This window comes from Peribacillus sp. YIM B13477 (assembly GCF_042787955.1).
Classification (GTDB): Bacteria; Bacillota; Bacilli; order Bacillales; family DSM-1321; genus Peribacillus; species Peribacillus frigoritolerans.
In genome coordinates, this window is record NZ_JBHZPD010000002.1 from 801,306 (window position 1) to 820,731 (window position 19,426).

At 39.6% G+C, this 19,426-nt stretch carries 24 protein-coding genes and 1 pseudogene; 5 read left to right on the forward strand and 20 right to left on the reverse strand.

Annotated elements, in window-relative coordinates:
* Window positions 1-17: 17 nt before the first annotated feature.
* Window positions 18-494 carry a chromate efflux transcriptional regulator ChrS gene (chrS, locus tag ACFX4H_RS10575; RefSeq protein WP_034315019.1) on the reverse strand — a complete coding sequence of 159 codons (477 nt, stop codon included), beginning with the start codon at window positions 492-494 and terminating at the stop codon, window positions 18-20.
* A gap of 1,023 nt (window positions 495-1,517) precedes the next feature.
* On the opposite strand from chrS, the gene ACFX4H_RS10580 reads away from it, so the two are divergent.
* The 3 genes from ACFX4H_RS10580 to ACFX4H_RS10590 are packed head-to-tail and all read left to right on the forward strand — an operon-like array spanning window position 1,518 to window position 4,054.
* Window positions 1,518-2,843 (forward strand): HAMP domain-containing sensor histidine kinase, encoded by a 1,326-nt coding sequence (locus ACFX4H_RS10580; protein ID WP_377435147.1) that lies wholly within the window; start codon window positions 1,518-1,520, stop codon window positions 2,841-2,843.
* Window positions 2,821-3,498, forward strand: coding sequence for a response regulator transcription factor (locus tag ACFX4H_RS10585; protein ID WP_377435149.1), 678 nt, complete (start codon window positions 2,821-2,823; stop codon window positions 3,496-3,498). Before ACFX4H_RS10580 ends, ACFX4H_RS10585 begins: the two co-directional genes overlap by 23 nt.
* A 1-nt stretch (window position 3,499) precedes the next feature.
* Window positions 3,500-4,054 (forward strand): TVP38/TMEM64 family protein, encoded by a 555-nt coding sequence (locus ACFX4H_RS10590; protein WP_323602128.1) that lies wholly within the window; start codon window positions 3,500-3,502, stop codon window positions 4,052-4,054.
* 137 nt (window positions 4,055-4,191) lie between these two features.
* Here ACFX4H_RS10590 and ACFX4H_RS10595 read toward each other — a convergent pair whose 3' ends face one another.
* The 3 genes from ACFX4H_RS10595 to ACFX4H_RS10605 form a co-directional block, all read right to left on the reverse strand.
* A complete protein-coding gene (locus ACFX4H_RS10595) occupies window positions 4,192-4,479 on the reverse strand; it encodes an HD-GYP domain-containing protein (protein ID WP_328138509.1) in 288 nt (95 codons plus the stop codon).
* Window positions 4,425-4,556 (reverse strand): hypothetical protein, encoded by a 132-nt coding sequence (locus ACFX4H_RS10600; RefSeq protein WP_377435150.1) that lies wholly within the window; start codon window positions 4,554-4,556, stop codon window positions 4,425-4,427. Before ACFX4H_RS10600 ends, ACFX4H_RS10595 begins: the two co-directional genes overlap by 55 nt.
* 133 nt (window positions 4,557-4,689) lie before the next feature.
* Window positions 4,690-4,872 carry a hypothetical protein gene (locus tag ACFX4H_RS10605; protein ID WP_377435152.1) on the reverse strand — a complete coding sequence of 61 codons (183 nt, stop codon included), beginning with the start codon at window positions 4,870-4,872 and terminating at the stop codon, window positions 4,690-4,692.
* Between the two features lie 387 nt (window positions 4,873-5,259).
* On the opposite strand from ACFX4H_RS10605, the gene ACFX4H_RS10610 reads away from it, so the two are divergent.
* Window positions 5,260-6,036, forward strand: coding sequence for a SurA N-terminal domain-containing protein (locus ACFX4H_RS10610; protein ID WP_034315033.1), 777 nt, complete (start codon window positions 5,260-5,262; stop codon window positions 6,034-6,036).
* 57 nt (window positions 6,037-6,093) lie between these two features.
* Here ACFX4H_RS10610 and ACFX4H_RS10615 read toward each other — a convergent pair.
* The 11 genes and pseudogenes from ACFX4H_RS10615 to ACFX4H_RS10665 all read right to left on the reverse strand — a co-directional run.
* Window positions 6,094-6,353, reverse strand: a pseudogene (locus ACFX4H_RS10615) (IS3 family transposase); the annotation flags it as partial.
* Window positions 6,354-6,437: 84 nt separating this feature from the next.
* Window positions 6,438-6,611, reverse strand: coding sequence for a helix-turn-helix domain-containing protein (locus ACFX4H_RS10620; RefSeq protein WP_156319572.1), 174 nt, complete (start codon window positions 6,609-6,611; stop codon window positions 6,438-6,440).
* Between the two features lie 353 nt (window positions 6,612-6,964).
* On the reverse strand, window positions 6,965-7,240 hold the full coding sequence (locus tag ACFX4H_RS10625; protein ID WP_377435154.1) for an iron-sulfur cluster assembly accessory protein: 276 nt from the start codon (window positions 7,238-7,240) through the stop codon (window positions 6,965-6,967).
* A gap of 21 nt (window positions 7,241-7,261) precedes the next feature.
* Window positions 7,262-7,687, reverse strand: a complete 426-nt coding sequence (locus ACFX4H_RS10630) for a protein-tyrosine phosphatase family protein (protein WP_377435155.1) — start codon at window positions 7,685-7,687, stop codon at window positions 7,262-7,264.
* 53 nt (window positions 7,688-7,740) lie between these two features.
* Window positions 7,741-9,510, reverse strand: a complete 1,770-nt coding sequence (gene arsA, locus ACFX4H_RS10635; protein ID WP_377435156.1) for an arsenical pump-driving ATPase — start codon at window positions 9,508-9,510, stop codon at window positions 7,741-7,743.
* 22 nt (window positions 9,511-9,532) lie between these two features.
* Entirely contained in the window at window positions 9,533-9,898 is a 366-nt protein-coding gene (gene arsD / locus ACFX4H_RS10640) for an arsenite efflux transporter metallochaperone ArsD (RefSeq protein ID WP_134783030.1), read from the reverse strand.
* An 86-nt stretch (window positions 9,899-9,984) separates the two neighbouring features.
* The gene (gene arsC, locus ACFX4H_RS10645; protein WP_377435159.1) at window positions 9,985-10,404 is read right to left on the reverse strand and encodes an arsenate reductase (thioredoxin); all 420 of its coding nucleotides are present in this window, start codon (window positions 10,402-10,404) and stop codon (window positions 9,985-9,987) included.
* A gap of 32 nt (window positions 10,405-10,436) precedes the next feature.
* Window positions 10,437-11,735: an arsenic transporter gene (locus ACFX4H_RS10650; RefSeq protein WP_377435160.1), complete on the reverse strand. Its 1,299-nt coding sequence runs from the start codon at window positions 11,733-11,735 to the stop codon at window positions 10,437-10,439.
* A 17-nt stretch (window positions 11,736-11,752) separates the two neighbouring features.
* On the reverse strand, window positions 11,753-12,100 hold the full coding sequence (locus tag ACFX4H_RS10655; protein WP_258833037.1) for an ArsR/SmtB family transcription factor: 348 nt from the start codon (window positions 12,098-12,100) through the stop codon (window positions 11,753-11,755).
* A gap of 279 nt (window positions 12,101-12,379) precedes the next feature.
* The gene (locus ACFX4H_RS10660; RefSeq protein ID WP_377435162.1) at window positions 12,380-12,799 is read right to left on the reverse strand and encodes a universal stress protein; all 420 of its coding nucleotides are present in this window, start codon (window positions 12,797-12,799) and stop codon (window positions 12,380-12,382) included.
* Window positions 12,800-12,820: 21 nt separating this feature from the next.
* On the reverse strand, window positions 12,821-14,284 hold the full coding sequence (locus ACFX4H_RS10665; RefSeq protein ID WP_377435164.1) for a SulP family inorganic anion transporter: 1,464 nt from the start codon (window positions 14,282-14,284) through the stop codon (window positions 12,821-12,823).
* 178 nt (window positions 14,285-14,462) lie between these two features.
* Between ACFX4H_RS10665 and ACFX4H_RS10670 the strand changes: the two genes are divergently transcribed.
* Entirely contained in the window at window positions 14,463-15,005 is a 543-nt protein-coding gene (locus ACFX4H_RS10670; RefSeq protein ID WP_377435165.1) for a recombinase family protein, read from the forward strand.
* Between the two features lie 129 nt (window positions 15,006-15,134).
* On the opposite strand, the gene ACFX4H_RS10675 is transcribed toward ACFX4H_RS10670, so the two are convergent.
* The 5 genes from ACFX4H_RS10675 to ACFX4H_RS10695 form a co-directional block, all read right to left on the reverse strand.
* Window positions 15,135-16,508, reverse strand: coding sequence for an FAD-dependent oxidoreductase (locus ACFX4H_RS10675; RefSeq protein WP_377435167.1), 1,374 nt, complete (start codon window positions 16,506-16,508; stop codon window positions 15,135-15,137).
* A 68-nt stretch (window positions 16,509-16,576) separates the two neighbouring features.
* A complete protein-coding gene (locus ACFX4H_RS10680) occupies window positions 16,577-17,032 on the reverse strand; it encodes a MarR family winged helix-turn-helix transcriptional regulator (RefSeq protein WP_057275664.1) in 456 nt (151 codons plus the stop codon).
* A 97-nt stretch (window positions 17,033-17,129) separates the two neighbouring features.
* Complete coding sequence (locus tag ACFX4H_RS10685) at window positions 17,130-17,300, reverse strand: hypothetical protein (protein ID WP_377435169.1); 171 nt, start codon at window positions 17,298-17,300, stop codon at window positions 17,130-17,132.
* Between the two features lie 22 nt (window positions 17,301-17,322).
* A complete protein-coding gene (locus ACFX4H_RS10690; protein WP_377435170.1) occupies window positions 17,323-17,808 on the reverse strand; it encodes an arsinothricin resistance N-acetyltransferase ArsN1 family A in 486 nt (161 codons plus the stop codon).
* 166 nt (window positions 17,809-17,974) lie between these two features.
* Window positions 17,975-19,390: a SpoVR family protein gene (locus ACFX4H_RS10695; protein WP_202314832.1), complete on the reverse strand. Its 1,416-nt coding sequence runs from the start codon at window positions 19,388-19,390 to the stop codon at window positions 17,975-17,977.
* Between the last annotated feature and the right edge of the window lie 36 nt (window positions 19,391-19,426).

The window sequence follows — 19,426 nt, forward strand, 5'->3', positions numbered from 1 at the left end:
ATAGGGGGATTTTTTTATTAAAGCTTCATGCCCATCCGGCTTTTATAACGTTTAATGAGAATTTGGCAATCAACGCTGACAACACCGACGACCGCATACAGTTTCTCATTAAGAAAGCGTTCCATCTCTTGATTATCAGTAAAGATTCCGTGCATATGGAGTTTACTCGGACCGGTCATATGATATAAACTCGTAACAGCCGGTTCACTTTCTAATTGCTGCGCGACCGATTCTAGATATTTTGGCTCAACCTCCACGTTAAAGAATGCCGAAACATGGATGCCGACCTTAGCTGGATTTATGACCGCAGTGAACCTCTCGATCACACCGTTTTCAACTAGATGATTAATTCTCATCTGAACCGCAACTCTGGAAAGCTCCACTTTCTTCGCTAAGTCGGTATATGAAATTCGTGCATCTTCATGTAAAACCGATATGATTTTCTTATCGATCTCATCAACTTTCAAGCTGGGAATCTTAAAGTCCTCCGCCATCTTACGTAACTCCTTTTCAATTTCTTTACTCCATTATCGCAGAGAACACCATCGGATCACAACAATCTTCCTACTCACTTCTTATAACGAAGAAAGAAATTTTTTAGTATCCCTTTTCAATGAACTCCCTCCTACTTGCCAAGAAATGTCCATCGTTTATGTAGTTTTCAAACTTAAGGTGCATCAATTCAACCAGCTGGGTGCAGCCGCCAAAAAGATCGATAGACTTAGAGCCCGACAAATTGACAACATCGCCCACACTTCCTTGATATCCTAATAGTCTGCAGTCCCCCTCCTTTTCTAAGATTGAAAGGCGGGGGTTTTACAGACCGTATACTGCAGGATAAAAGTTTATGCATATCCAAGGGGCACTTCCTCAACCCTTTGATTGAAAGGTCTTTGCGATATTTTTGTATTCCTCATCATTGATAATGCCCATTTTTTTGAATAATGCGGAATATGCCATTATTTTTTTCTGCGTACGGTTTGTACAATTCATATGGATCAGCTCCTTTTTTACATAGTATTCATTCACGACAAAATGTTTCCTTAACACAAAACATTTTGTATAAACTAAATAAAGAAACGGTCCATTTTCACGGCAGTTTCCATTCGTTAGAGGTGTAATTAAAATAAGTTCTATATGAATAATCAGTAACAACTTCGAAAAGTGTTATGTTTAATGATTTCCGCGTGGAAAATTATGTTTTTCCACGGTTGCCGCATAGCAATCCTACGTATACGTTTTTAGAGGAATGGATAAATACAACCTGATTCCCCCCTGCACAGGACTTAAAAAAGTGACAGTTTTGGCCCATTAAACGGATTGTCTCTCTTGCAACAATTCATCATTCGGATTATCGTTGTTTAATAGATGCGAAGAATTTGAAAAAAACTGCATACTTTCTTCATACTTTTTCGCTAAACTGACTTTATTCTATAAGAAGGTGAATAATCCTGAAAATCTCCTTTAAACTCGGACTATCTATATTTATTTGCATTTTTTTAATGGAAACAGTCTCCATGATTTACTTGCATAATAAAGTGATCCATTCCCGTATCAATCAAGAATTGGAATCACTGAAGGCCCGTGGCAATAGTCATCGTGATGTGTTGGAAATCACGTATTCCGACTCTACCCTTAAGCATATCGGACTGATGGAATACCATACCGATACAGATGTCGTGATTACGAACACTAGAGGAGATATTCTGATATCTTCCGCAAAGGTAAATGGGGGAATGAACAAAATCTTGGCAAAAAAGATCCCGCAAGTACCCCGAAAAGGTATGGTCCTCCAATCAAGTTGGAAGGATGAAAGATATATAGCCACCGTTACGCCATTTATCAGTGATAAAGAAAGTAAAGGCTATGTTTATATGTTCAAAGATACTAGAGATGTTGAGGATTTAATCGCACAATTGAATAGGCATTTCCTTTTTGCGACTGCATTGCTCCTTTTATTCATGCTTATCACCATCTATTTTCTATCAAAGGCTTTGACTAGACCGCTTATTTCGATGAAGGAAGCGACAACCAAACTCAGCAAAGGGAATTTTTCAGTGGCTGTGCCGGTACGATCTCATGATGAACTCGGGGAGCTTGCCCAATCCATTCAAAGCTTGGCTAATGAATTGAACTATTTAAAGAAGGAACGCAATGAATTTTTGGCAAGTATCTCCCATGAACTGCGCACGCCGCTAACTTATATCAAGGGATACGCTGATATAACCCGCCGGAAAGATTTGGATGCATCAGAACGAACAAGATACTTAGAGATCATCCATGATGAATCCGAACGATTAAACAAATTATTGGACGAACTATTCAATATGGCTAGAATGGATGTAAATACATTCACCATATCAAAAGAAATCGTTCAGCTCTCTTCATTCCTGCAAAACATTCATGAAAAAGTGTTACCGGCTTTTGCAAATGAAAGAATTCAATTGAATCTGGAATGCAAGGATGATTTATTTATAGATATAGATCCCTCACGGTTTGAGCAAGTCATTCTTAACCTGTTGGATAATGCGTTGAAGTACTCGAACGAATATACAGTCACCACCATCAATGCCACTGAATGCAATGGCTGGATTTCCATCTCCATAATCGATCAAGGGGTTGGCATTCCACCTGAAGATGTCCCCCATATCTTTGATCGTTTATATCGTGTCGAGAAATCACGCGCCAGAGATACCGGCGGTTTCGGATTGGGGCTCTCCATCGTCAAGCAATTAGTGGAGATACAAGGTGGAACCATTTCGGTTAAAAGCAACTTGGAGCAAGGAACGTGCTTCACTATCACATTTAAGGAGATAACAAATGAAGACAGTAGTTCTGGTTGATGATGAACAGAGAATGCTTGATCTATTGGAGCTATACATTAAACCTCACGGATATACATGCCTGAAGATGAAATCTGGACTTGAAGCCTTACAGTTCTTGGCGCATGAACATGCGGACATAGTACTTCTTGATGTAATGATGCCTGAGATGGATGGGTGGGAAACGTGCGAAAGGATCCGTGCATTTTCCAGCATTCCCATAATCATGCTCACCGCTCGGGATGCTGCACAAGAAATGGTGAAAGGGTTGAAAAAGGGTGCAGATGATTATATTACGAAACCCTTTCATGAAGATGTTTTACTTGCCAGAATCGAAGCAGTGACGCGGCGGGTGTATAATCAGGATGATTCTTTGACCTTTAGGGGGCTAAAATTAAATGAATCCGCTTATGAAGCACAATATGATACCAAAACAATTCCATTTACACCGAAAGAGTTCTCACTGCTGTGCTTGTTTTTAAAATCCCCAGACCAAGTGTATTCCAGAGACCACCTGCTTTCGACCATATGGGGATTTAAAACGGATACCGAAGATCGGACAATCGATTCCCATATTCGAAATATTAGAGAGAAATTGCGTCATGCCGGTTTTCCAGCAGATCAACATTTGAAAACGGTCTGGGGCATCGGGTATAAATGGAGTTCTGGGGATTGATATGGATTTCATTTCTGAGGCATTACTATCCAGCGGCCCTTTCTCCATTGCTGTAAGTTTAGTATTCAATATATTGATCAGCGTGCTTGGTTTTATTCCAAGTGTATTCATCACAGCCGCCAATATCAGCGTATTTGGATTTGAAAAGGGATTGATCCTTTCTTACATAGGGGAAATTGCCGGTGCAGTGGTCAGCTTTTGGTTATATCGAAAGGGCTTTCAAACATTCAAACCCAAGTTCATGAAGAACCGGTGGGTCAAGAAGCTGCAAAAGTCACAAGGGTTTCATGCATTTTGGGTGATCCTGATGCTTAGGCTCCTTCCCTTTATACCATCCGGCGCAATCAACCTTACAGCAGCTTTAAGCAGGACGGGAATGATGATTTTCTTCCTCGCGACATCCATCGGAAAACTGCCCGCCCTCCTTGTCGAGGCATATTCGGTAACACAGGTATTGAAGGCATCGGACGATTTAAGGATTGTTTTGATACTGTTGATTCTCGTAATCTCAGTCGTTTATTATCTTAATAGAAATAAGAAAAAAGAAAGGGAGTAAAGAGCTTCACTATTTTTTTGGTAAATTGAATCGATTCATTTACCATTTTACAAACTCCTTATTTTTTTCAAGAATCGTTAACCCTTTATCTCCAAGGGTTAACGACCAGATCCAGAAGGCGACGAGTTCGCAATTTACTATATCCCTGTGCTGCGAACGGTATCGCAGCCTTTTTTCTGCGCCGCCTTTTCATCAAAATGGCAAAAGAAAGACATCACGATGGGGTCGAAATGCTTTCCTTTTTGTTCGTTTATGAAAGATAATGCCCGCTCCACTGACCAGGAATCTTTATACGGCCTTCTGCTGGTTAATGCATCAAACACATCCACAATGGCTACGATTCGAGCTTCCAAATGGAGTTCCTCCCCTTTCAAACGGTGGGGATATCCCGTTCCATCCCATTTTTCATGATGATGGAGGATGATGTTTCAGCTACTTCCAGGCTGCTGATCACATCATTGTTTATTTCCCTTGAAATCTTATTCAAAATATCGGATTCCATTAACGGATGCATCTCGGTGATTTTTCGTTCATATGGGGATAATGGGCCAGGTTTTATAAAATCCCCTCAGGAATCTCCGCTTTCCCGATATCATGCACAACACTTGAATGGACGATATGATTCATATAGCTTTTTAGTTCAGCTGGCATCTTCGATTATGAACGATAACAAGCTGCTCGGTCAGGTTTTGAACCCTCAATAAATGCGCTTCACTTTGAACCCAATGATGCTGTCCCTGGAATACCCTGCCAATTCGCATGGCAGCCTTGATTTCCCTTTCAAAATCTATACCTCCAGTAATCTGCTGGATTTCCAACTCTGTCTCTTAGTCACTATTCTCATTGTCACGGCTCACTCCGTTCACGATTTGAAAGATAGGTTAAATGAACTATATCCGGATGATAAGGTATATAATACCATACAAGTTTTATATACAATGGTTACTAAGCATCGTTTTGTGAGTAAGAGATGGATTAGTTTCTGACTGTAACAGGATCAGCCTTCGCATTCCTTTAAGCATATTGCATGACGAAGGGTAAATGGGTTCATTTCCGCGAATGTTACACTTATATAATGAGATGATGCCTATACTATCTTCCTGTTTTCTGGAAAAAAGAATGAATTTATTGTGTTTTAATGGGAAATTCCTTTATAATGCGCATTAGATGATTTTTTAGCATTGAATACGAGAGGAGACTGAAATATGAAGAAACTATTGTACCCAATCATCATTGGATTATTGGCAGTTGTTCTAACGGCTTGTGGTTCGAACGATGAAGCTGATAAGAAAAATGACGAGAAAGAGACTAAAACAACTGAGAAAGAAACGGCTAAAGCAACTGAGGAACAGCAAAAACAGATGGAAGAAATGAAGAAGAAGCTGGACAAGCAAAAGGTGGATGAAAAGAAAACGGTAGCCATCGTCAATGACGAAAAAATTTCAGGTGCGGAATATAATACCGTGTTGTCCACCACACAAATGCAGATGCAGCAATTCGGACAAGACCCAACATCCAAGGAGGGCGCCAAACAAATTAAAGAGCAAACGCTCAACTCTTTAGTGGGGCAAACATTGCTGCTTCAAGCAGCTGATAAAAAGGGCTACACAGCTTCCAAGGCTGAAATCGAAAAGCAACTTGCCGAAATCAAGAAGCAATATGAGAGTGAAGAGAAATTCAAGGCGGCATTGAAGCAAGCAGGTCTGAATTCGGAAATGCTGAATGCCCAGATCGCAGAGAACATCCCATATACGAAGTACGTTGAAAAAGAGATTAAAGTAGAAGAAGCAACTGATGAAGAAATCCAAAAGTATTACGACCAGGTTGCGGAGCAAGCTAAAACAAGCGGACAGAAGGTACAGAAACTCGAAGAAATGAAGCCGCAAATCAAGGAACAACTAGAGCAGCAAAAGAAACAAGAAAAGCTTGTGAAGCATGTCGAAGAACTTCAGAAAAATGCTAAAGTCGATATTAAGATTTAATGATGAAAAGAGCTGCCGATTTTGAAGTAAACCCCAAAAGTTAGACACTTTATTTACTTAGGCAGCCTTGAGGGCATGACCCGGTAATCTTCCAGGTCATGCCTTTTAATGTTACCTTGATTCGTTGATGATTTTAGTAATGGATATATTCTTCTAGTTCTTGTTCGAAATGCTCCATGCTTTCAAATTCTTGAAGATAGAGTAATTCGGATTCCAAAGAAGTTTTCAATGACCCCATTATCGAGACAATTTCCTTTGCGGGACATGCTTTGTGTAACGTTATGTTCTTTCAAATAATGCGAGTATCGTTTCATCTGTAATGTCAGGCATTCAACTTTTTTAGATAGGCATTCTCTGCACGTAAGTTTTCTAATTCGTCAAGAAATGCTTCCTGAAAGACATTAGCTGGCGATTTTTTTTATATCTTTTTTCATGGATAGACATCCCTTTTTCTCTGGTTTAAGAGCATCTAAACCTCCTTCCTTAAACCGATTTGCCCAATTCAAAGATGTAGAATCGGAAGGGAGGTTATAATGGACAGCGGTCTCGTTGATTGATGCCCCATATTCGTTCATATATTTAAGTACCTATAGTTTAAAGGGCAGAGTGTAATTGGTATAGGTTCAAAAAAGTCCTTCCACCCTATGAGACCCATCTTTTCAGAGAGGATAAACCTTCATTTCTTTCTTGAGCAATGGATTTAATGGGTTTTTCCACTTATAAGTACTTTAAAACTGCATTTGATTTTTCATCTATCGTATATTTAGTCAAAAAAACTGCACCTCCAATTGTTAGATGTTGTCTAACAATTGGGGTGCAGTTTAAAATTGGCTGCTCTTTCATTATAATCTTGGTCGGCCTACTAAACGCATTAACCGTTTTAAGGTCATTCTGGTATTTGCGGGATTATAACCAGCCGCGCAATTTCTTAACAACAACTGCTACCGCCCACCAATACCAATCCTGCACCCTCTTGATTTTCTTCTTTGTCTAAAGTTAACTCCTCAGTTCCGGTAATCTGTGAATCGATAGCCACTTTGATTCCATTAATAGTTTTAATAATGTCAGATTCCTGCGGTTCCTCTAAAGATATGGTAAATTGCGGTCCACAACAACCAGCAACAGAAGTAAGACGAATTCCTCCTGCACCTTTTTCATTTAAATAGTTTTCAAGTAATTCTTTTGCACCATCTGTTATCTTCATATTAATTCTTCCCCTTTTCTTTTATGCATTAGGAAATATTCTTTTTAACGCATCCTTCATTTCTGGTTTCACCTTAATTTTAGGACGTGCGGACTTAGCTATTTCCTCTGCTTCTTCGATGGACTTTGCCTTACCCAAAGTCAACAAGGTTCCAACGGCAACAGTTCCCGTACGATTGCTTCCTCCAGCACAATGAAAATACACTTTCTTTCCTTCATTATATGCTTTTACGACATGAGCGATCGACTTTTTAATGGATTCATCTTGGTGTTCAGCATCATCGACAATTGGACTATGCATGCGGTTATACTCCGTATCTTCAGGCGCTTCTGCACGCAAGTCGAAAATAATATCGGCTTTCTCATTTTCCATCATGTCTTTCACATCATCTGCTCCACCGATGTAAATGCAATCTTTAATTAATTCATGATAAGTCTTTGTTGTCATTATATCCATCCTCCAATTAAAGTGACTTACTCTAGTAATGTACAACTTATCAATCAGTTAATGTAATCTTTTAGCTTTTCATACCCAATCTTTTCCTCATGCATCCAAGGGATGATTACACATTTCTCAGATGACTTTTCTTTAACTTCATGAATCCATTCCTTTTCTGACACTGCTTTCCCGCTTAATACAGGGTCAACCGTATTTGTAGCATATAGACTCTGATTAATCACCCACCACTGTGGATTGATATTCGCCCTTCTTAAATCATCTTGTAATCGGGATGCTTCTAACACGGGTGTGGCTTCGGCAAGTGTGACGATCACGACGGCAGTTTCTTCTGCATTCCTAATTTGAGGAAGTAATTTTGTTACACTCTCAGGGACTTCACCCGTTGACTTCGCAATCTCTTTACTATAAGACTGTGCAGCATCCAATAATAACAACGTGTGTCCCGTTGGTGCCGTGTCAATAACGACCATTTCATCTTCTGATTTAGCGACCACTTCAGCAAAGGCTCGGAATACGGCTATTTCCTCCGTACAAGGTGAATTAAGATCTTCCTCTAAATAAGCGAGTCCTTCTTCATCTAAATCTTGGCCTGCGTTCTTTAAGACATCTGCTTTGTATTTTTCGACTTCTTCTTTTGGATTAATGCTGCTAATCGTTAAGTTTTGGTTGAATTGATCATTTTCGAATTGGTAATTCAAGTGCCCCGCGGGATCTGTTGTCGTTAAGTGTACACGGTGCCCCTTCTCAACTAAACCAACGGCAATCGCGGAAGCCACCGTTGTTTTCCCCACTCCACCTTTGCCCATTGTGAAAATAAGCTTTGTATTATTTAATGAGAAATCAGTGATCATTTCATTCAATCTTGGAAGATTCGCTGTGTCATCTTCATATGTCACCATCTTTGATGGGATCGTGTACTGTTTAAATAAATATCGTAAATTGTCTATCCCTGTTAAGGAAAAAGAAACAAACGGTAACGAGTAAACAGCGATCTGTTTTAAATGTTCTGGTATGTGCTGCAACGCGTTTCGTTGTCGGTGATAAAAGGCTGATGACACTTCATCCTCTTCAAGGTGTGTCTGAAGAAGCCCATTCACGATAAGTATTTGGTTTTTAACGCCAATCTCTTTGAGTTCTTTTGAAGCACGGCCCGCTTCAAAAAGGGATGAATCATCAGGTCTTGTTACCAGGATTAATGTGGTTTTACTTGGATTGGAAAGGACCTCTACGGTTTTAGAATAGAGATCTTTTTTGTCCGCCAACCCTGATAAAGGACCTAAGCATGACGCACCGTGTGTGCTTTCTTCCAGGAATCCACTCCATGCCGTCGGAAGCTGTAAAAGCCTTAACGTATGCCCAGTTGGAGCGGTGTCAAAGATAATATGGTCATACTGATTGACTATGTCAACATTAGTCAGCAAATTGGAAAATTCATCAAATGCAGCAATCTCCACCGTACATGCTCCTGATAATTGTTCTTCCATGGTGGCAACAACAGAGTCAGGAAGGATTCCTTTATATGGACCCACAACCTTGTCACGATATGCTTTCGCTGATGCCTCAGGATCTAAATTACTGGCATATAAATTTTCAACACCAGGTACGGCTATGGGTGAATTGGTTAACGCTATTCCAAATACATCTTGTAAGTTGGAAGCTGGGTCTGTGCTAATGAGCAACACCTTTTTCCCACTATCGGCTAATGCAACGGCGGTGGCACTGGCTGTCGATGTTTTTCCTACCCCACCTTTTCCCGTTAAAAATAAAAAGGGTGTTTGAATGACATTCTTCGGATTGAAAGATTGAAACATGCTTTTTCCCCTTCTTTCTTTCTTATTTCAGTTGATTTAGATCAATGGAAAGACGAGCTTTTGGCTTTTCATTTAACTCTTCAGGTTTTACTTCAAACCATTCTCCAAACTCTTCGTTCGTTGGATAACTTCCCTCTTTTACAATCTGATTATTGACTAAAATAATTGGCAAGACGTCAGGTCCTTTTTCATGTAAAGCTTTATTAATCTCAGGGTTGTCTGCGAACTTAGCAGGATCATTGGTTAATTGATAACGTTTGATATCGAACCCTTTCTTTTCTAAAGAATAAACAGCAGATGCCACCCTTGTTAATTCAGGATCAACACTCGGTCCACATACCCCCGTTGAACAACACATCGCAGGATCAAAGATTTCAACTTTCATCACTTGCTCAACTCCCCTTCACATATAATCATTTACTTATGCCTTGGATAAAAGGAAAGCCGAGTGATTACTCGGCTTTTCAGTTTTATTTATACGCCCGTTTTAGAGAAACGTTCGATTCTTTCTCCGATTTCATCACGAACACGTTGGAAGGTAGCCCATTTTTCTTCATCTGTTCCTTCCGCTCTTGCAGGGTCATCAAAGCCCCAATGTTCACGTCTCACATTCGGTGGCGTCATTGGACATTTGTCTGCCGCATCGCCACATAATGTGACCACAAAATCGGCATTATTCAATATGTCAGGGTCAATGATATCGGAAGTTTGATTGGTAATATCCATTCCAACCTCGTTCATCGCTTTAACGGCATTCGGATTCAAGCCATGTGCTTCAATTCCTGCACTTAGGACTTGCCATTCGTCTCCTAGATATTTCTTCCCCCATGCTTCAGCCATTTGACTTCTACACGAGTTACCTGTACATAAGAAGTAAAGTGTTTTTTTAGCCATGTTGTTTCTCTCCTTTGAGTAAAAAGATGTGTTTAATGAATAATGAGCAACCATATATATAAGCCAACCAATGTGATGAACAATGTTGGGATGGTTAAGATGATACCCGTTTTAAAGTAGGTTCCCCATGAGATTTTCACGCCTTTTAGTGAAAGGACATGCAGCCACAATAACGTAGCTAAAGAACCAATCGGTGTAATTTTCGGTCCCAAGTCCGAACCGATGACATTTGCATAAATAAGGGCTTCCCTAATCGCACCAGTTGTATTGGTACTATCAATTGCAAGAGCGTCTATCATGACCGTCGGCATGTTATTCATAAGTGATGAAAGAATAGCTGCGATGAATCCCATCCCGATAGTAGCAGCGAATAATCCTTGATCGGCCGTCACTTGGATAAGGTCAGCTAAAATGTTCGTCAATCCAACGTTTCTCAATCCATACACCACGACATACATTCCAATGGAGAAAAACACAATCGCCCATGGTGCGCCTTTTAAAACGGTCTTGGTATTTACAGCTGGACTTCGTCTTGCCATAAACAAGAAGAATATGGCGATAACACCTGCAATGATGGATACAGGAATGTTCAAAAATTCACTGATAAAATAGCCTACCAACAGAACACCTAAAACAATCCCAGACAGGCGAAACATTTTCACATCCCGAATGGCATCGACTGGCTTCTTCAATTGAGCCATATCATAATTCTTCGGAATGCTCTTTTTAAAGTACAAATATAATACCAGGATGCTTGCTGCTAATGAAAATAGGTTGGGAACGATCATTCTAGAGGCGAATTCAATAAACCCGATATCAAAAAAGTCAGCAGAAACAATGTTGACCAGATTACTTACCACAAGCGGTAAGGATGTAGTGTCCGCAATAAACCCACTCGCGATGATAAATGGGAAGATCATTCGCTCTTCCAACTTCAGGTTCCGAACCATTGCCAATACAATCGGTGTAAGGATAAGAGCGGCTCCGTCGTTTGCGAAGAACGCAGCGACTAAGGCTCCGAGAATGCTCACATACACAAACATCCTTACTCCATTTCCCTTGGCCGCTCTAGCCATATGCAGGGCTGCCCATTCAAAAAATCCAATCTCATCTAATATAAGGGAGATAATAATAATAGCAATGAACGCCAACGTCGCGTTCCATACAATACCCGTAACGGTTATTACATCCTTGAAGTCAACAACCCCAACGAGTAAGGCAAGTACCGCCCCCCCACATGCTGACCAGCCGATTGACAATCCCTTGGGTTGCCAGATGACGAATGTCAACGTCAGCAAAAAGATGCTACTAGCTAATATAACTGTACCCAATTATGTTCTCCTCCTCGTCAGTCACAACAAATTCGTTTTCCTTGTGCAGTTAATTCTTCTACTTTAAATGCTTGACTTGGCAAATCCTTGATAACCGTTTGAATAAATGAGTAATACGAGGATGTTTGATTTAACGAGTAAAATATCCATTGTCCCCTTCTCGCTTCATTCACAATTCCGCTATCTTTCAACTTTCGTAAATGTTGGCTAATAGCAGGTTGGCTCATATCAAACAGGTCTACAAATTCACAGACACAACATTCATGTTCAGACATAATTTTCACCATCGTCAAACGTGTTTTATCACCTAAAAGTTTAAGAACGTTTGCCGTAGCTTCTATATCCAACGCTTCATTCGTTTGCATGTTATCCCTCCTAGCCGAATCGAACATATAATCAAATGCTTATGTGGTTATTCAATATCATTGTATAAGCATATTCTTATTTAATCAAGGATTAAATATTCAACAAAAATTAACGGAATATTGAGCATACTCTTCCTCTATCCCTTTTTTCTGATATTCTGAAAATCTTTTCATTACACCCCTATAAAATAAATAAGAAGGCTCCTTCCAAAGAACGGGAGCCTTCTTAATCAAGAAATTACATTATATTAATGGAACTTTATAAGCACCTGGTATCAATTACTTCACTATAAGAGCTGGACATTTAACTCTTTTCACCACTTTATGACTTACACTTCCCAATACCATTTCTTGTAAAGAGTTCAGACCACGGCTGCCAATTATCACTAAATCAAAAGGTCCTTTATTTGCATATTCGACGATGGTTGGACCTGGTTCTCCTCGTAAAACCTTAAAAGTGTATGACACATTATTGGTTTTCAACCGTTCTTCAATAGGCAAAAGTTTCTTTCGTCGGGAAAGTTCTAATTCTTCTTTTCCAAACGAATGAAGAACTTCGTCCTTTGCCTTAGAAAAGTCAACTACATAAACCAATTCAATGGTACAATTTTCAATCAAAGAAGCAATCTTAACTGCTTCTTCCGTTGCCCGCACTGAATGTTCCGACCCATCTACCGCTAATAAAATGTTTCTATACATATTTTTGCTCCTTTTCTTAAATTAATGTGATGATAATTTAGGATTGGTTTGATTATATATAGCTAACTTTTCCACTAACCTTTTACTAGCTGAATCTAACCCTTTAATGGTTACATTATTATTATTCTCACGATATTTTAAGACCACTTTGTCGATGGCTCCTACGGCTGAATCATCCCAAATATGTGCATTAGAAAAATCAATTATGATATTTGTATTTTGGACGCTAAAATTAAAGGACTCTACAAATCCTTCAACAGATGCAAAAAACAATTGACCTTCAACCTCAAAGATTTTATCTGAATCATTAAGTCGTTCTTTTACTTTTATGGTTGAAATTTTTGCTACAAAGAATATGGCGCTTAAAATAACCCCTGCAATAACGCCTTTTGACAAATCATGCGTTGCCACTACGATTATGACGGTTACCAACATGACTACTGCATCACTCTTTGGTGCTTTTACTAAATAGGTAAACGAAGACCAGTCGAATGTTCCAATGGACACCATAATCATGATACCAACGAGAACGGGCATTGGAATTTGTACAACTAGATCTCCCAAAACAATAATTAAAAAGATTAAAAACAAGCCAGCAGTAAGGGTAGAAAGTCTTCCACGCCCACCTGATTTCACGTTGATTACAGATTGTCCAATCATGGCACAACCCGCCATACCTCCAAAAAGTCCAGTAATGATATTGGCAATCCCTTGTCCTCTGGATTCTTTGTTCTTTTTACTTTCCGTTCCTGTCATATCATCAACGATGGAAGCTGTTAATAAGGACTCTAATAAGCCCACAATAGCTAATGCGATTGAGTAAGGAAAGATAATTTTTAGGGTTTCAAAAGAAAATGGTACGTCAGGAATGAAAAAAGAGGGCAATGATTGTGTGATTGCACCTAAGTCTCCAACTGTTCGTAATTCCGCATCTGAAAAGATTGAAATAGTTGTTAAAACAATAATGGCTATCAATGGTGCAGGAATCGATTTAATAAACCTCGGAAATACATAGACAATTACCAACGTAATGGCTACGAAAATGTATGTTAGCGAGGATATGCCAAGAAAATGCGGGACTTGAGCCATAAAGATGAGAATGGCTAATGAATTGACAAAGCCAATCATGACAGCCCTTGGAATGAATTTCATGAACCTTGCTATTTTAAATACTCCGAAAATCACCTGGATTACACCTGTTAATATCGTTGCTGCCAATAAGTAATTCAATCCGTGTTCCTTCACCAATGGAACCATTAGTAATGCCATGGCACCTGTTGCAGCTGAAATCATTCCTGGGCGCCCACCTACAAAGGCAATGATCACAGCAATACAAAATGATGCATATAATCCGACCATTGGATCTACTCCAGCAATGATGGAAAAGGCGATTGCCTCTGGAATTAAGGCTAAAGCAACAACAACCCCCGCAAGGATATCCGCTCTAACATTAGAAAACCATTCTTGTTTTATTTTTTCGACCACTTCTTTACACCTCATGTCTTTTTATTTTCTCACTCATACTGTATACAAGTTGAATTCGAATTTAATAAACCTAGTCTAACATCAACATTCCCAAAATGGAACATTTTTAGGACTTTTTTTAAATGGATAAATATTATGGTATGATGAAAGAAACGTAGAAAAGTAAGGGAGAGTCTTAATGTTAATTGGATATATAAGACCAAATGAAGATGACCTTGATTGTAATATTCAACGAACTATTTTAATGAAATTACATTGTGAAACAATCGTATCTGAGGAACATTCATCCGCTAAAAGAAGAACACAACTTGATAACATGATGAACACCCTCGATCGAGGAGATAAAATAGTCGTGACTAATCTATTTGCTTTAGCAGACTCTACACGGCATTTGGTTGAATTATTAGAAATAATTAATGGTAAAGGAGCTTTTCTCCACTCACTTAAAGAGGATATTGACACACAGCATCATTCTGGATATCCATTTTATGATATCGTCAAACACCTTTTAGAATTTCAAAGTGATGTGATCAGCGAAAAAACAAAAAAAGGATTATCCGAGGCAAAACAAAAAGGAATTACGACAGGGAGACCTAGAAAACCCGATGAAAATGTAAAGCGTGCCATTATTATGTACCAAAGTAAAAAGTATAGTCTAGCTGAAATTAAAAACGAAACAGGGATTAGTAAATCCACCTTATATAGATACTTAGAAAATTAATTTTGCTATCAACGTTTTAATGATAATATGACAATTTAAATATGGATAAAGTGACACTGCCATTAATCATGTTTTATCATTTCTTCTTGTATAAGAAAAGACCAGTCTGCATTAGACTGGTCTTCTGTTTTATTCGCAACAAGAATTATTTTTGATTTCCAACCTCACTGGAACAGGATTGCCACAGCAAGAACCATCCTTCACTTCAGTTGCTGGAGTACCAGAATCGCAGGAATTAATAGCCAGATTCACACTGCAAACTCCTGTTTCAGGGAGTTCCAACTGTACTTCTTTTGCTCCCTCCACATCCCCTGTCAGATATGCCACCACGGAACGGACTTGTTCGTAGCCTGTCGCCAGTAAGAATGTAGGTGCTCTTCCATAACTCTTCATGCCAACAATGTAGAAGTTCTTTTCAGGGTGTCGTAATTCTTGTTCACCATGCGGCCGCACAGTTCCACAGCTATGAATATTGGGATCAATTAGCGGAGCAAGCGCTTCTATGCTTTCCACAGCTGAATCAAGGTTTATCCTTACTTCATTTAAAAAGGATGTATCGGGTCTAAAACCTGTACTCACAACGATTTCATCGATATCACCGAGTGTGAATTCTTCCCCGTCTAACTCTCCCACCACAGTGATTTGACCGTTTGTTGGATACACTCCGGTAATATGAAAGGGAGTTAGAATATGGATTCGTCCAGACTCCACTAATTGCTGAATTCTTATGCCCAATTCTCCACGAGCCGCCAAGCCGTCGTTTTCTTGTCCTCCGTACACTTCATTAATCTGTTTTTTACGAAGAGCCCAGTAAATCTTTGTATCCGTAAATTTTTGCTGTAAAGTGGCCAGATCCAATAGAGCATTTATGGCCGAATGACCGCTTCCGATCACCACGGTGGATTTATTTTGATATCTGTTTTCCAGTTGTTCGACGTTAGGAATGCCATAGTAAATTTGATTGTGTAATTTTCTCTCGGCATTCGTCCAAATACCATTTGAAAGGATTGGGTTTGGATTGGTCCAAGTACCTGATGAATCAATGATAGCTTTAGCTTCAATGACTGTTGTGTCACCATTCCCTTCTACATATAGTTGAAAGGGAACATTGTCCCGTTTTCCTGTTTTTAATTTATCGTGAGCCTTTTTGGCAACGCCAACTACTTTTGCCTGTAAGATGATCTGTTCTTTTATTTCTGGAAGATTACTCAGCGGAAGAAGGTACTCTTCCACCAGTTCGCGACCTGTTGGCAAAGCATTTTCGTCAGGTGCTGTCCATCCAGCGTTCTCCAGTAATTCCTTTGCTGCTTGATCGATGTTATATTTCCACGGAGAAAACATTCGAACGTGTCCCCATTCCAACATACTCGAACCAACGGAATCCCCCGCTTCCAATACGATAAACTTCTCCCCTTTTTTTAGTAAATGAGCGGCAGCAGCCAGCCCCACAGGACCCCCACCTATAATGGCTACGGGTAAAGCACTTTTATCAAATTGACCCATTATTATTCCCTCCTATATTATCATTCTTTAAAAAAGTTGTAAATTGCAAGTATTGTCGAAAAATTATACTACCCCCAAGGAGTAGTACAACATACCGAAGACTTCAGCATTTTATCATTAAGCAATTTCAGGGAACGCACGACGGATTCCTTTTCAAACTCATTCATCGTCTTGAAGACCTCATTCAAGTAATCATTCATTTGCTGATCGATGGTTTGATTGACCTTCATTCCTTCTTCGGTCAAAGAAAGGATGGAAATTCTCCGATCTTCAGCATCTTGCGTTTTTGTGACCAAATTCAATTTTATCAGGGATTGGATTTGTCGGCTGAACGTCGTAATGTCCGTTCCCAGGGTTTCTGCAATTTGCTGGATGGAAGCTTTGTTTTGTCGATGTATTTCATACAGGATATGGCTTTGAACGAGTGAAATTTCAATTCCATCAGCGCTACAGCAATTTTTATTCAATAATCCAAACCGTCTTGTCAAGAGTTGGAAGAGACCTCTAAGGTTTTCATTTTCCATTACTTTCACCTCGCTTTATTTATACGCTAATTATTTGCATTTTGCAACTATTTGATTCAATTATTTTTTATTTATCCTTTTAGCTTGTTAAAAGCCGTCATAAATTTCGGTGAGTTTCCTCGCCGTAATAGCACGCTTCTCCTTTGAAAAAATTCTTTTCGATGTATTTCTTTGCATTATCCGCCACAGGTTCACGCGATGCTAAAACAAGCTTGAAATAGGCATCAAAATAACTGACAGACAATACGCTTGAATGGTTCACTGTCATAATACTCCTACCCCCTAATTGTTTACAGTAATTTCTCCATAGCCATCACATCGACAAATTCACCGTCTAATATTCCCTGGTTCTTAAACACTCCCACTTCTCTATACCCCCGTTTTCTGTACAATCCTTGCCCAATCTGGTTAAAGGGAAAAGTGAATAACACAATCTTATTGAAGTCATTTTCTTTTGCGTGCTTTTCGATGGATTGCAGCAATAAACCGCCAATCCCTTTTCCTCGATGATCTCTCGAGATATATACGGATAAATCGGCAACCCCTTTATAAGCAATACGGCTGTTATATTGATTCAAGGAAGCCCAACCGACAATTTCCCCATCTTGCTCGGCGACAATCAGCTTATATCGCCCGATATGCTTGGCAAACCATTCCTCCATGTAAACTTGATCCTTCGTTTCCGTTTCCAACGTGGCAATTCTATCCTCAATCCCCTGATTGTATATATCTTTGACCGAGTCCAAGTCTGCTTCAATCGCTTCACGAATGATCATAACATACCATTCTCCTTTCGTTTGCCAAATGATTTTTTTAATATTCTTAGTTGATTTATAACATCAATAGTTGCAAATTGCAAATATTTTGTTTTTTTACAGGATCACTATACGAATAACAGTGCTTGAAACAAGAAAACTGCCGAATGACCGGCAGTTTTCAGCTTTATAAATATTTACGGTGAATGCCTTTTCCATCATAGGAAAACAGGACTTCTTTTCCTTCTATGACTGATTCCATATGCACGGAGCGGCCCCAAAGCTGATGGATATATGGCATGACTTTTTCGAGATATTTCAGATCCAGCTCAATATCTTCATACCAATGTTTTAGATAAAGTTCCCCATTACGCATGAAGTCCCCATCGTTAACTGTGATATAAGGGAAACCTCCGTTAACCCTCATGCTCACGAGTTGATCACGAACATGTTCCCATGCCTTATCGACGACTTTATAATCCTTGCCCTGCTTTTGGAATAGGTACATATCCTCCCGCATGACCAGGTCCTTCGTCAAATAATTGCGGAGAAAGGAAATATCCGATTCGATTTCCCTGACCTCGAACATCTTTTCCCGGCCAGATCCTGGCTTGACGCCGAGCCTGATCATTTCTTCGGTCGGATTATCATAGCGTTCTTCAATATCTTCAAGCACTTTCAATCCAAGATAATAAGGATTGATGCTGGTCCGTGAAGGCTGCACGACACCTGCGTTCAGTTTCGCGAATTCAATGGCTTCCCCTGAGGATAGATCCAATTCACGGATAATGCGCTGATGCCAGTAGGATGCCCAGCCTTCGTTCATGATTTTCGTTTCCAGCTGCGGCCAGAAATACAGCATCTCTTCCCTGATCATCGTCATGATATCCCGCTGCCAATCGGTTAAATCCCTGCTGTACTGTTCTATGAAAAGCATAATATCCTTTTCTGGCCTTGGCGGGAATTTCTTTCTTTTTTTAATGTTGGATTTCTGCGGTTTATCCTTATTATCAAGATTCCATAAATCATCGTATTGTGTGGCTGTCGGTTTTATTTCCTCTTCTTCTTCCTCATCTTCCATCGTCCAGGCAAGCTTCGGTCTCATCAGCGACGGATCGATATGTTCTTCAATGGCTAAAAGTGCATCCAGGAAGGTTTCCACTTCCTTTTTGCCATGCAGGATTTCATATTCACGGATTCTTTCTGCCGTTGCCGACATACTTTCTACCATATCCCTCTTGGTATTATTGAAACGTATATTATTCTTAAAGAAGTCACAATGCGCCAAAACGTGGGCAACAATCAATTTATTTTGTACAAGTGAATTGGAGTCCAGCAGAAAAGCGTAACAAGGATCAGAGTTAATGACCAGTTCATAGATTTTACTTAATCCAAAGTCATACTGCAGCTTCATTTTATGAAATTGCTTTCCAAAGCTCCAATGAGAAAAACGGGTCGGCATCCCGTAGGCACCAAATGTATAAATGATTTCTGAAGGGCAAATTTCATAGCGCATCGGGTAAAAATCCAACCCGAACCCCGTTGCTATTTCTGTAATTTCACTAATGGCATATTCCAGAGCCTTTTGCTCCGCTTCATTCATCCGATATCCCCCTTGTCTTCCGCCTTTAAACTAATG